This is a genomic window from Paenirhodobacter huangdaonensis (assembly GCF_004022465.1).
In the GTDB taxonomy this organism is placed as follows: Bacteria; Pseudomonadota; Alphaproteobacteria; order Rhodobacterales; family Rhodobacteraceae; genus Rhodobacter; species Rhodobacter huangdaonensis.
Genome location: NZ_SAVA01000008.1, coordinates 172708 through 185303 on the forward strand (window position 1 = coordinate 172708; position 12596 = coordinate 185303).

Below are 12596 nucleotides of genomic sequence, written 5' to 3' on the forward strand. Positions count from 1 at the left end.
AAATGTGTCGGCACAAGGCGCCGGGGCGCGGGGCGGAGGATCAGCTGCGGCCGGTGAAGATCACCGCGACACCGGCGACGATCAGCACGAAGCCCGCAACGGTGCGCCAGGTGATCGGCTCGCCCAGCCAGAAGGCGTTGAACAGCACGAAGATGGTGAGCGAGATCACTTCCTGGATCGTCTTCAGCTGCGCGGCGGATAGCGCGCCATAGCCGATCCGGTTCGCCGGCACCTGCAGCAGGTATTCGAAGAAGGCGATGCCCCAGCTGATCAGGATCGCGACGATCAGCGGCGCCGACTTGAAGCGCAGGTGGCCATACCAGGCGACCGTCATGAACAGGTTCGACGCGGTGAGCAGAAGCACGGTGACGAGCGGGGCGGGAAGCGACATGGCGGGCCTGCGGCAAGGGGGGGCAATGCCCCGGATTAGCGCGCCCCGCGGCGCCCCGCCAGAGGCTTCGCGGGGGGGCGGAAAGCGGGGCGATGGGAGGGGGTTGCATGTCCTTTCCGTCAGGATCACCTTGCGTCAGGTCGAAGCGGAAGGCGGGAGGAATCGGTGCCGGAGTTCGCGAATTTGCAATTCGCACCGATGGCGCTGCCAACAATTTGCAAATTTTCGCAAATCCGCTTTGTAATAATCTTGCGCAAGTATAGGGTGCGCCAAACGTCGGAGGGGACCCCATGAAAGATATCCTGAGCGAGCTTGAAGATCGGCGCGCGGCTGCGCGTCTTGGCGGCGGGCAGCGCCGCATCGACGCCCAGCACAAGAAGGGCAAGCTGACTGCGCGCGAGCGTATCGAACTGCTGCTGGACGAAGGCTCGTTCGAAGAATTCGACATGTTCAAGACCCACCGCTGCACCGAGTTCGGCATGGAAGCCGAGCACGTCTCGGGCGACGGCGTGGTCACCGGCTGGGGCACGGTGAACGGCCGCATGGTCTATGTCTTCTCGCAGGACTTCACCGTGTTCGGCGGCTCGCTGTCCGAAACCCATGCCGAGAAGATCTGCAAGATCATGGACATGGCGCTGCAGAACGGGGCGCCGGTGATCGGCATGAACGATTCGGGCGGTGCCCGCATCCAGGAAGGCGTCGCCTCGCTCGCGGGCTATGCCGAGGTCTTCCAGAAGAACATCATGGCCTCGGGCGTGGTGCCGCAGATCTCGCTGATCATGGGGCCTTGCGCCGGTGGTGCGGTCTATTCGCCGGCGATGACCGACTTCATCTTCATGGTGAAGGATTCGTCTTACATGTTCGTGACCGGCCCCGACGTGGTGAAGACGGTGACGAACGAGATCGTCACCGCCGAAGAGCTGGGCGGCGCCTCGACTCACACCCGCAAGAGCTCGGTCGCCGATGGCGCCTACGAGAACGACGTTGAGGCGATCGCCGAGACCCGTCGCCTGATCGACTTCCTGCCGCTGTCGAACCGCGAGAAGGCGCCGGTGCGGCCGTTCTTCGATGACGTGAAGCGCGTCGAGGAAAGCCTCGACACCCTGATCCCGGCGAACCCGAACCAGCCCTACGACATGAAGGAGCTGATCCTGAAGATCGCCGACGAGGGCGATTTCTTCGAGATCCAGAAGGATTTCGCCGGCAACATCATCACCGGCTTCATCCGCATCGAGGGCCAGACCGTGGGCGTCGTCGCGAACCAGCCGATGGTTCTGGCGGGCTGCCTCGACATCGATTCGAGCCGCAAGGCCGCGCGCTTCGTGCGCTTCTGCGACGCCTTCGAGATCCCGATCCTGACCTTCGTCGACGTGCCCGGCTTCCTGCCCGGCACCACGCAGGAATACGGCGGCGTCATCAAGCACGGCGCGAAGCTGCTGTTCGCCTATGGCGAGGCGACCGTGCCGAAGGTCACTGTCATCACCCGCAAGGCCTATGGCGGCGCCTATGACGTGATGGCCTCGAAGCACCTGCGCGGCGATTTCAACTATGCCTGGCCGACGGCGGAAATCGCGGTGATGGGCGCCAAGGGCGCGGTCGAGATCCTCTATCGCTCGGAACTCGGCGATGCCGAGAAGATCGCGGCGCGCACCAAGGATTACGAGGACCGCTTCGCGAACCCCTTCGTGGCGGCCGAGCGCGGCTTCATCGACGAGGTGATCCAGCCGCATTCGACCCGTCGCCGTGTCGCCCGGGCCTTCGCCTCGCTGCGCTCGAAGAAGCTCGCGAACCCCTGGAAAAAGCACGACAACATTCCGCTCTGAGGGGCGCGGAATGGGGCCCGCGGCCGGGCAGTTGCAACGCCTGAGCAGGGTGGCACTCGCCATCCTGACCGGGATTGCGCTTGCCCGGCCCGCCTCCGCCGAGGTGGCGGGGGGCGGCGCGCCGGTTCCGGTGCCTTCCGGCGAGGAGGTGCACTGGATCGAGACGATCCGGGATTCGCAGGGGCCCGCCGGGCTGACCTTGCGGTTCCGCTTCCTCGCTCCCGCCATCGGGGGCGGGAGCCCGGTCTCGCAGGAGGCGGCCGAGGCGGACATGCAGGCCCTGTGCGATGGATTCGCCTTGCCGCGCGTGCCCGACGTCGGGCCGAGGCCGGCGCAGATCGTCATCAGCCTGTCGGACCGGCTTGTCCCCTTCGGGGAGACCGATGACGAGGCGGTGCAATATTTCGAGGCCTATTCCATCGAGGATGGGGCCTGCGTTTGGGAGTTGTTCTGATGCGTGGCGGGAGGAGCCGGAAAGCAGGGCAGGGGGCGGGCGCGCGGGCGTCGCGCCGGCCGCAGACCTGCGCCGTGGCGCGCGTGCATCAGGCTGATGCGGCGACGCCACATCCGCGGCCGATTGCATCTTGCCACTTCTTCGCCCTGAAATCGCAAGATATTGTGACGGCGGGCCGGAATCATCCGGCTCTTGGCATGATCGGGGAAAAGGAACCGCGGCATATTGCGTCGCGGCAGCTCCAGCCCCATTGGAGAACAAAATGTCGAAAGCTCTCATCGCTGTTGCTCTGCTCGCCTTTGTCGCCGCCTGCGCTCCGAAGACCGAGCCGGTCGCTCCGGCCGTCACGACCGAACCGACCTACACCGGCAAGTACAAGTGATCTGATCCGGGGGCGGGGCGTCGCTGCCGCCCCCGGCCTTTCGTCGGTCGCCCAGGCCCCGCGCCACGGCGACCGGCGGCCCTCCCTCTGCGCGTCGCAGTGGTTGCCTTCGGGCCCGCGGACGTGCGAACTGGTCCGCCAGGAGGGCAGAACATGCTGAAACATCGCGGATTTCCCGGGCGTTTGCCCGGCACCGATTATCATTTCACGATCCGGCGGGCGAATAAGGAAGGCCCGACGAAGATCGTCCGGCGCGAACGCTACAAGGATCGCGCCCCGGCCGACCGGCGGGCAGATGCCGGCTTCATGGCCGCATTGTGGAACCATTTCGGCGAAGAGCCGTTTGAGCGCGGCAATCTCGACGCCGGCCGGCTGAGCTGGCTGATCGGGCGCGAGGTGGTGGCCGCCGCGGAGCCCTTCGACCCGGCCTCCTACGACCAGTTGCTGAAGATCGACGTGAAACGGGCGCAGGCCGCGTTCCCCGAGGTGTTCTCCGATCCCGACGCCTTCAGCTGGGATGATGATGCGGAGGACGACTGGGCATGAGCACGCCGATCCTCCCGCGCGATGGGCAGCTTGCCGCCGACCGGCGTTTCGCCGGGCGGAATGGCTTTGCCAAAGCCGGGCGGGCGGCGCAGTCTGATGCCATGGCCGGGGCCTGGTTCCAGTCGGGCTGCCGGTCTCACGTCACTATCCCTTCCCTGACGTCGCGGTTCGGCCTCGCGGCCGGACCGCAGCGTCGTTCCGGTGCCGGTCGGCGCGGCCTTGTCGATCGCGTGATGCGTCGGCGGCGGCTTGCCGATGGCGGCGGGAGGGGGTGCGAATCGCACTTTTCTTCCCTCGGACTTGCGTTAGGTTCCGTCGCAATAACAACCCCTGACGGAGGCAGTGTTCCGACATGCGCAAATCCCCGATTCTTCTCGCCCTGCTCGCTGGTGCCGCTCTGGCCGGCTGCATGGAAACCGACGGTCAGCGCGCCCTTGCCGGCGCCGCGGCGGGTGCCGTCGTCGCCGATGCGACCGACAACAACGCGATCGCCGGTGCGGCGATCGGCGCGGCCGGCGGCGCGCTGTGCGACGACGTGGGCCTGTGCAACAAGCGCGGCTACTGAGACCGTTCTGACGGCCCGCCCCGGCGCGGCCGCTCGACGCCATCCGACCTGCAATGCCACCGGGGGACAGCCCCCGGTGGCATTGTGCGTTCTCGGGGATCACATCACCAATCATGTTGAGAAGGCGCGGAACGATATCCCGCGCCTGGAGGGAAGGGACTGACATGTTCAAGAAAATCCTGATCGCAAACCGCGGCGAGATCGCCTGCCGCGTGATCAAGACGGCGCGCAAGATGGGGATCAAGACGGTCGCCGTCTATTCCGACGCCGATGCGAACGCGCTGCACGTGAAGATGGCCGACGAGGCGGTGCATATCGGCCCGTCGCCGGCGAACCAGTCCTATATCGTGATCGACAAGATCATGGACGCGATCCGCAAGACCGGCGCCGAAGCGGTGCATCCGGGCTACGGCTTCCTGTCCGAGAACATGAAGTTCGCCGAGGCGCTGGAGAAGGAAGGCGTCGTCTTCATCGGGCCGCCGTCGACCGCGATCGAGGCGATGGGCGACAAGATCACCTCGAAGAAGCTGGCCAAGGAAGCGGGCGTCTCGACGGTTCCGGGCTACATGGGGCTGATCGCCGACGCCGAGGAAGCGGTGAAGATCTCGAACGAGATCGGCTATCCGGTGATGATCAAGGCTTCGGCCGGCGGCGGCGGCAAGGGCATGCGCATCGCCTGGAACGAGCAGGAAGCCCGCGAAGGCTTTGAAAGCTCGAAGAACGAGGCCGCGTCGAGCTTCGGCGACGACCGCATCTTCATCGAGAAGTTCGTGACCCAGCCGCGTCACATCGAGATCCAGGTGCTCGGCGACAAGCACGGCAACTGCGTCTATCTGCACGAGCGCGAATGCTCGATCCAGCGCCGCAACCAGAAGGTCATCGAAGAGGCGCCCTCGCCCTTCCTCGACCCGGCGACGCGCAAGGCGATGGGCGAGCAGGCCGTCGCGCTGTCGAAGGCGGTGGGCTACACCTCTGCCGGCACCGTGGAATTCATCGTCGACGGGAACAAGAACTTCTACTTCCTCGAGATGAACACCCGCCTGCAGGTGGAACATCCGGTCACCGAACTGATCACCGGCGTCGACCTCGTCGAGCAGATGATCAACGTCGCCTATGGCCGCGAGCTGCCGTTCAAGCAGGCGGATCTGAAGATCAACGGCTGGGCGATCGAAAGCCGGCTCTATGCCGAAGACCCCTATCGCAAGTTCCTGCCGTCGATCGGCCGGCTGACCAAGTACCGCCCGCCGGTCGAGGGCCCGACGCCGCGCGGTGGCATCGTGCGCAACGACACCGGCGTGTTCGAGGGCGGCGAGATCTCGATGTATTACGACCCGATGATCGCCAAGCTCTGCACCTGGGCGCCGACGCGCCTTGAGGCGATCGAGGAGATGCGGCTCGCGCTTGACACCTTCGAGGTCGAGGGCATCGGTCACAACCTGCCCTTCGTCGCGGCGGTGATGGACCATGACCGCTTCATCAAGGGCAACATCACCACCGCCTTCATCGCCGAGGAATACCCGGAAGGCTTCCACGGCGTCGAGCTCGACGAAGAGACGCTGCGCAACGTGGCGGCTGCCGTCGCGGCGATGAACCGCGTCACCGAGATCCGGCAGTCGCGGATCTCGGGCACGCTCGGCAATCACGAGCGCATGGTGGGCGACGAATGGGTGGTGACGCTGCAGGGTCGCGAATACCATCTGAACGTGGCGGCCGATCACGAGGGCTCGACCATCACCTTCGAGGATGACGGCGGCCACAAGCGCGTCACCTCGGACTGGGTGCCGGGTCATTCGCTCGCGACGCTCGATGTCGGCGGCCACCCGCTGGTGCTGAAGATCGGGCTGATCCCGATGGGCTTCCGCGTGCGCGTGCGCGGCGCGGATCTGAAGGTGCACATCCGCACCCCGCGCGCCCACGAGCTGGCTCAGCTGATGCCCGAGAAGCTGCCGCCGGACACCTCGAAGTACCTGCTCTGCCCGATGCCCGGCCTGATCGTGAAGATCTCGGTCGCCGAGGGCGAGGAGGTGCAGGAAGGCCAGGCGCTGGCCACCGTCGAGGCGATGAAGATGGAAAACATCCTCAAGGCCGAGCGTGCCGGCGTGGTGAAGAAGATCAACGCGGCGCCCGGCGCCTCGCTCAAGGTCGACGACATCATCATGGAGTTCGAATGATGCACGGGCGGTCGCCGCGGAGGAGGGGGGCCGAGTGCCCCGCCGCCCCGGCGGCCGCCGGCGCATGCATTCCGACCTGCCGCGGGGCTGCAAGGCCCCCGGCGTTGTTTTCGGGTCAGTATCCCGTGGTTCCGCCGCTGCCGGCGCCGCGCCGGATCTCCTCGCGCCGGATCGGCATCTTGTCGATCGCGCCGATGATCTCGCGCCCGCTCCAGGGCAGGGGCTTGCGGGCCGCGATGGTGCCGTCCTTCTCGATCAGCACGAGCGAGAACCCGCGCGGCCGCAGCTTGCGGCGCAGCGCGCTCATCGGTTCGGGCGTGGTGTCGGCGATGACGACGACGTCGCGCGCCGCCAGATCCGGCCAGCGCGCGGCAATCGCCGCCATCTGCTCGGCGAAGGCCGGGTCGGCTGCGCTGTCGGCAAAGACGACGACGGGGCGCTTTTTCCAGACATACGTGGCAAGATCGGCTTCGGCACCGGGCACCGGGGCGAAGACGGGAGCCGCGACGGGGGCTTCGGCACCGGCCGGAGCGAGCGCTGTCATCAGTGCGAAAGATGCTGCTGCCACAAGGCAGAAGGGTCTCATCCGGGGTCTCATGCGGGGCCTCCTTGGGGAGACTATAGGGGCTGCGCGGCGCGGGGGCCATGGCCCGGCACCGGCAGCGCGGGATTTTCCGGCCGCCCGCTGACGGCGGCCCGGGCTGAGGAGCGTGACCGCGGCGCAAGGCGTCGCCGCGGCTGCAGGGTTGAAGGGACGCCACCCGGCCCTGGCCGGGCGGTGCTGAGAGAAGGGATCGTTCGATGACGAACACGAAAGAGGATTGGGCGAAACTTGCCCAGAAGGAGCTCAAGGACCGGCCGCTCGACAGCCTGACCTGGAACACGCTCGAAGGGATCGAGGTGAAGCCCCTCTACACCGAGGAGGACACCGCAGAGCTGCCGCATCTGGGCACCCTGCCGGGCTTCTCGCCCTTCACCCGCGGCGTGCGCGCCACGATGTATGCCGGCCGTCCCTGGACGATCCGGCAATATGCGGGCTTCTCGACCGCCGAGGAGAGCAACGCCTTCTACCGCAAGGCGCTGGCCGCCGGGCAGCAGGGCGTCTCGGTCGCCTTCGACCTCGCGACGCACCGCGGCTATGACTCGGATCACCCGCGCGTCGTCGGCGACGTCGGCAAGGCGGGCGTCGCGATCGACAGTGTCGAGGACATGAAGATCCTGTTCGACGGTATCCCGCTGGAAAAAGTTTCGGTCTCGATGACGATGAACGGCGCGGTCATTCCGGTGCTGGCGAACTTCATCGTCACCGGCGAGGAGCAGGGCGTGCCGCGCGAGAAGCTCTCGGGCACGATCCAGAACGACATCCTCAAGGAGTTCATGGTCCGCAACACCTATATCTATCCGCCCGAACCCTCGATGCGGATCATTGCGGACATCATCGAATACACCTCGAACGAGATGCCGAAGTTCAACTCGATCTCGATCTCGGGCTACCACATGCAGGAAGCCGGCGCGAACCTGGTGCAGGAGCTTGCCTTCACCATCGCCGACGGGCGCGAATACGTGCGCACCGCGCTCGCCCGCGGCATGGATGTCGACGCCTTCGCCGGCCGTCTGTCGTTCTTCTTCGCGATCGGCATGAACTTCTTCATGGAAGTCGCGAAACTGCGCGCGGCGCGTCTGCTGTGGTCGCGTGTCATGGCCGAGTTCAACCCGAAGAAGCCGGGTTCGTCGATGCTGCGCACCCACTGCCAGACCTCGGGCGTGAGCTTGCAGGAGCAGGATCCCTACAACAACGTCGTGCGCACCGCCTACGAGGCGATGGCGGCGGCGCTGGGCGGCACGCAGTCGCTGCATACCAATGCGCTTGACGAGGCGATCGCGCTGCCGACCGAATTCTCGGCCCGGATCGCGCGCAACACCCAGCTGATCTTGCAGGAAGAGACCGGCATCACCCATGTCGTCGATCCGCTCGCGGGCTCGTATTACGTCGAGAGCCTGACCGCGCAGCTCGTCGACGAAGCCTGGAAGCTGATCCAGGAAGTCGAGGAAATGGGCGGCATGACCAAGGCCGTGGCCTCGGGCATGCCGAAGCTGAAGATCGAGGAAACCGCGGCGCGGCGCCAGGCGATGATCGACCGCGGCGAAGAGGTGATCGTCGGCGTGAACAAGTATCGTCTCGCCAAGGAAGAGCCGATCGACATTCTCGACATCGACAACGTCAAGGTCCGCGAGGCGCAGATCGCGCGGCTGACGAAGATGCGCGCGACGCGGGACGAGGCGGCCTGCCAGGCGGCGCTGGCCGAGATCACCCGGCGTGCGAAGGAAGGCGGCAACCTTTTGGAAGCCGCGGTGGATGCGGCGCGGGCGCGCGCCTCGGTTGGAGAGATCTCGATGGCGATGGAAGAGGTGTTCGGCCGGCATCGGGCCGAGGTGAAGACGCTCGCCGGCGTCTATGGCGCGGCCTACGAGGGCGACGCGGGCTTCGAGCAGATCCAGAAGGACGTCGAGAAATTCGCCGAGGAGGAAGGCCGCCGTCCGCGCATGCTGGTGGTGAAGATGGGCCAGGACGGCCATGACCGCGGCGCCAAGGTGATTGCCACGGCCTTTGCCGACATCGGCTTCGACGTCGACGTCGGGCCGCTGTTCCAGACCCCGGAAGAGGCGGCGCAGGATGCGATCGACAACGACGTGCATGTCGTCGGCATCTCGAGCCAGGCGGCCGGCCACAAGACCCTCGCGCCGAAGCTGATCGAGGCGCTGAAGGAGAAGGGCGCCGAGGACATCATCGTGATCTGCGGCGGCGTGATCCCGCAGCAGGATTATGATTTCCTCAAGGCCGCCGGCGTGAAGGCGATCTTCGGGCCCGGCACCAACATCCCGGCCGCGGCGCGCGAGATCCTCGACATCATCCGCACCGCCCGCGCCTGAGCGCGGCACGGCAATCCGAAACGAGAAGAGGGGGGCGCTGCCCCCCTCTTTGCTTTCAGCAAATTCACCCCCTGGGATATTTCGGGCGATTGGAAGCGGGAAGGGCGCGTGCGCCCCGTCCCGGGCGCGCCTCAGGCGGCCTCTTCCTCGTCCGCGGCATTGGGGTCGGTCTTTGCGATGCGCAGCACCGCATAGCCGAGCACGGCCGAGATCAGCGAGCCGACGAGCACCCCCATCCGCACCGCGTTCATCTTGTCGTCGGTCTCGAAGTTCAGCGAGCCGATGAAGAGCGACATGGTGAAGCCGATGCCGGCGAGGCAGGCGATGCCGTAAAGCTGCAGCCAGGAGGTGGCGGCGGGCAGGCGGGCGACGCCCATGCGCACCATCGTCCAGGTCGCGCCGAAGACGCCGATCTGCTTGCCGAGCACGAGCGCGAGCGCGATGCCGAGCGGCAGCGGCTGGAACAGGTCGCCGATGCCCATGCCCGAAAGGTTCACGCCCGCATTCGCATAGGCGAAGATCGGCACGATCAGGAACATCACGTAAGGGTGCAGCGCGTGTTCGAGCGCATGCGCGGGCGATTTGCCGTAGCGGTCCTTGAGCGGGATGAAGAAGGCGGTGACGACGCCCGCGAGCGTCGCGTGCACGCCCGATTTCAGCACCAGAACCCAAAGCACGGTGCCGAGCAGAAGCGTCGGCGCGAGGCGGTGGCCGCCGGTCAGGTTGCGCAGCAGCATCAGTGCGATCGGGATCAGCGCGAGCAGCAGATAATGCGTCTTCAGATGCTCGGTGTAGAAGATCGCGATCACCAGGATCGCGCCGAGGTCGTCGAGAATGGCGAGGGTGAGCAGGAAGATCTTCAGCCCCGCCGGCACCCGGGTGCCAAGGAGCGCGACGACGCCGACGGCAAAGGCGATGTCGGTCGCGGTCGGGATCGCCCAGGCCTTGGCGTTCGCGGCGTCGCCCCAGTTGAAGGCGAGGAAGATCAGCGCCGGGGCGAGCATGCCGCCAAGCGCCGCCACCCCGGGCAGCACCACATTCGCGGGCTTCTTCAGCCGGCCCTCGACGATCTCGCGCTTCAGCTCGAGCCCGACGAGCAGGAAGAACACCGCCATCAGCCCGTCGTTGATCCACAGGATCAGCGGTTTCGACAGCCCGTCATCGCCAAGCAGGACGGAGAACTTCGTATCCAGCACGTCGGTGTAGAGCGTCGACAGGCTCGAGTTCGCGGTCAGGAAGGCGAGCACCGTCGCCAGCATCAGCACGATGCCGCCTGCCGCCTCGTGCTGAAATAGTTTCTCGATACGAAGTAGCGCCTTCATCCCGTCCCCTCGGTTGTTGTTGGTAAAGTCCTCACGCAAATGGGCGCGAAAGGGGTCGGATTTCAACCCTGCGATGGCGAAAACCGGCCTCGGGTGGGGGAAAAAGCGGGATTGCACAGTCCGGAGGCAACAGGCAGTGTCGCGCCGGACAGGAGCCGCGGGGATCTGCCCCGGTCCCGTTGCCCCGTGCCGGCCCGGCACCGCCGCACGCCCGGCGGGCCGCGACCGGTTTCCGGGCGGCGGGGGCGCGGAGCGGGTGCATTGGCGCGGCGGAACGGGTAGGATCGGGCCATGGACAAGCCGCTTTCCCTCTGGGGCCGCATCGCAGCGGCGGTGGGCGCCCTGGCGCGGGGCGAGGGGTTGTCGGCGGTCTTCGACCCGCTGCGCAGCCCGCCCGAGCGCACGGTCGCCTTCACCATCGCGGTGATCGCACTGGGCGCGAAGATGGCGAAGGCTGACGGGCAGGTGACGCGCGACGAGGTCGCTGCGTTCCGGCGGATCTTCCAGATCCCGCCGGGCGAGGAGGCGAACGCGGCGCGGGTCTTCGATATGGCGCGCACCGATGTCGCGGGCTTCGACGCCTATGCGCGCAAGATCGCGGCGATGTTCGGGCCGGGCAACCCGGTGCTGAAGGACCTGCTCGAGGGGCTGTTCGCGATCGCCATGGCCGACGGCAGCTATCACGAGGGCGAGGACGCCTTCTTGCAGGAGGTGGCGCGGATCTTCGGGCTCGAGGAGTGCTGCTTTGCCGCGCTGCGGGCGGCGTTCGTGCCCGATGCCGAGCCCGATCCCTGGGCGGTGCTGGAACTGCCGCCGGGCACGCCGCTGCCCGAGGTGCGGGCGCGCTGGAAGGCGCTGGTGCGCGAGGCCCACCCCGACCGTGCCATTGCGCGCGGCCTGCCCGAGGAAGCGGTGCGGCTGGCCGAGGCGCGGGTGGTGGCGCTGAATCGTGCCTGGGAAGACTTGCAGGCAAGAGGCGAGAATGCGGATCGCCACCTATAACGTCGAATGGTTCACCAATCTCTTCGATCGTCGCGGCCGGCTGCTCGACGACGACCAGTGGTCGGCGCGCTACAACGTGACGCGGGCGCAGCAGCTTGGCGCGCTTGGCATCGTCTTCACCGCGGTCAATGCCGATGCGGTGCTGATCGTCGAGGCGCCCGACGACAATTCCCGGCGCAAGACGGTGCCGATGCTGGAAAGCTTCGCGGCCTATTTCGGCCTGCGCCAGCGCCGCGCGTTGATCGGCTTCTCGAACGAGACGCAGCAGCAGATCGCGCTGCTTTACGACCCCGACGCGGTGAGTGCCGTCTTCGACCCGCAGGAGGGCACCGAGGAGTGTCCGCGCTTCGACCGCAGCCTGAAGATCGACCTCGACATTGACGACACGCTCGACACCGTGACCTTCTCGAAGCCGCCGCTCGAGGTGGCGCTGACCACCAGGGCGGGCAAGACGGTGCGGCTGATCGGGGTGCATATCAAGTCGAAGGCGCCGCATGGCGAGATCGACGCGACGTCCGAGGTGCGGATCGCGATCGAGAACCGGCGCAAGCAGCTTGCCCAGTGCATCTGGCTGCGCCGGCGCATCGACGCGCATCTCGATGCGGGCGACAGCCTGATCGTGCTTGGTGATTTCAACGACGGGCCGGGGCTTGACGAATACGAGCAGCTGTTCGGCCGCTCTGGGCTCGAGATCGCGGTCGGCGAGGGCAGCCCGCCCGAGCGGCGGATGCGCGACCCGCATGCGCGGCTGCGCCATGGGGGCCATTCGCTCGCCGCCCAGCCCGCCTCGGCGCGGTTCTGGCTGCCCGAGGCGCACCAGTATTTCTCGGCGATGCTCGACTATGTGCTGCTGTCGCCCGATCTGTGCGCCGACGATCCGGCCTGGCGGATCTGGCACCCGTTCGACGACCCGGTGTGCTATCGCACCCCCGAGCTGCGCGAAGCCTTGCTGCAGGCCTCGGACCATTTCCCGGTGACGGTGGACATTCCGATCTGAGCCCCCATATCG

Annotated in this window: 11 protein-coding genes; 8 read left to right on the forward strand and 3 right to left on the reverse strand. The window is 66.8% G+C overall.

The window, feature by feature from the left end; genetic code table 11:
• Nucleotides 1-40: 40 nt before the first annotated feature.
• The gene (locus tag EOW66_RS14395) at nucleotides 41-391 is read right to left on the reverse strand and encodes a DMT family protein (protein ID WP_128157003.1); all 351 of its coding nucleotides are present in this window, start codon (nucleotides 389-391) and stop codon (nucleotides 41-43) included.
• A gap of 290 nt (nucleotides 392-681) precedes the next feature.
• Between EOW66_RS14395 and EOW66_RS14400 the strand changes: the two genes are divergently transcribed.
• The 5 genes from EOW66_RS14400 to EOW66_RS14420 all read left to right on the forward strand — a co-directional run bounded on the left by EOW66_RS14400 (nucleotide 682) and on the right by EOW66_RS14420 (nucleotide 6332).
• On the forward strand, nucleotides 682-2214 hold the full coding sequence (locus EOW66_RS14400; protein WP_128149396.1) for an acyl-CoA carboxylase subunit beta: 1533 nt from the start codon (nucleotides 682-684) through the stop codon (nucleotides 2212-2214).
• Between the two features lie 10 nt (nucleotides 2215-2224).
• Complete coding sequence (locus EOW66_RS14405) at nucleotides 2225-2668, forward strand: DUF6497 family protein (RefSeq protein WP_239017598.1); 444 nt, start codon at nucleotides 2225-2227, stop codon at nucleotides 2666-2668.
• 535 nt (nucleotides 2669-3203) lie between these two features.
• Nucleotides 3204-3596 carry a hypothetical protein gene (locus tag EOW66_RS14410; protein WP_128157004.1) on the forward strand — a complete coding sequence of 131 codons (393 nt, stop codon included), beginning with the start codon at nucleotides 3204-3206 and terminating at the stop codon, nucleotides 3594-3596.
• A 352-nt stretch (nucleotides 3597-3948) separates the two neighbouring features.
• Nucleotides 3949-4161 (forward strand): hypothetical protein, encoded by a 213-nt coding sequence (locus EOW66_RS14415; RefSeq protein ID WP_128149400.1) that lies wholly within the window; start codon nucleotides 3949-3951, stop codon nucleotides 4159-4161.
• A 164-nt stretch (nucleotides 4162-4325) separates the two neighbouring features.
• Nucleotides 4326-6332, forward strand: coding sequence for an acetyl-CoA carboxylase biotin carboxylase subunit (locus EOW66_RS14420; RefSeq protein ID WP_113899034.1), 2007 nt, complete (start codon nucleotides 4326-4328; stop codon nucleotides 6330-6332).
• A gap of 115 nt (nucleotides 6333-6447) precedes the next feature.
• Here the strand turns inward: EOW66_RS14420 and EOW66_RS14425 are convergent, their stop codons facing one another.
• The gene (locus tag EOW66_RS14425) at nucleotides 6448-6918 is read right to left on the reverse strand and encodes a DUF4174 domain-containing protein (protein WP_128157005.1); all 471 of its coding nucleotides are present in this window, start codon (nucleotides 6916-6918) and stop codon (nucleotides 6448-6450) included.
• A 215-nt stretch (nucleotides 6919-7133) separates the two neighbouring features.
• Here EOW66_RS14425 and scpA point away from each other — a divergent pair, with 215 nt between their 5' ends.
• Nucleotides 7134-9263 (forward strand): methylmalonyl-CoA mutase, encoded by a 2130-nt coding sequence (gene scpA / locus EOW66_RS14430; RefSeq protein ID WP_128157006.1) that lies wholly within the window; start codon nucleotides 7134-7136, stop codon nucleotides 9261-9263.
• Nucleotides 9264-9394: 131 nt separating this feature from the next.
• On the opposite strand, the gene nhaA is transcribed toward scpA, so the two are convergent.
• Nucleotides 9395-10585, reverse strand: coding sequence for a Na+/H+ antiporter NhaA (gene nhaA, locus EOW66_RS14435; RefSeq protein ID WP_128157007.1), 1191 nt, complete (start codon nucleotides 10583-10585; stop codon nucleotides 9395-9397).
• A 291-nt stretch (nucleotides 10586-10876) separates the two neighbouring features.
• Between nhaA and EOW66_RS14440 the strand changes: the two genes are divergently transcribed.
• Both EOW66_RS14440 and EOW66_RS14445 read left to right on the forward strand, forming a co-directional pair.
• Nucleotides 10877-11587: a tellurite resistance TerB family protein gene (locus EOW66_RS14440; RefSeq protein ID WP_128157008.1), complete on the forward strand. Its 711-nt coding sequence runs from the start codon at nucleotides 10877-10879 to the stop codon at nucleotides 11585-11587.
• Nucleotides 11568-12584, forward strand: coding sequence for an endonuclease/exonuclease/phosphatase family protein (locus EOW66_RS14445; RefSeq protein ID WP_128157009.1), 1017 nt, complete (start codon nucleotides 11568-11570; stop codon nucleotides 12582-12584). The genes EOW66_RS14440 and EOW66_RS14445 overlap by 20 nt, the downstream gene beginning before the upstream one ends.
• Nucleotides 12585-12596 lie beyond the last annotated feature (12 nt).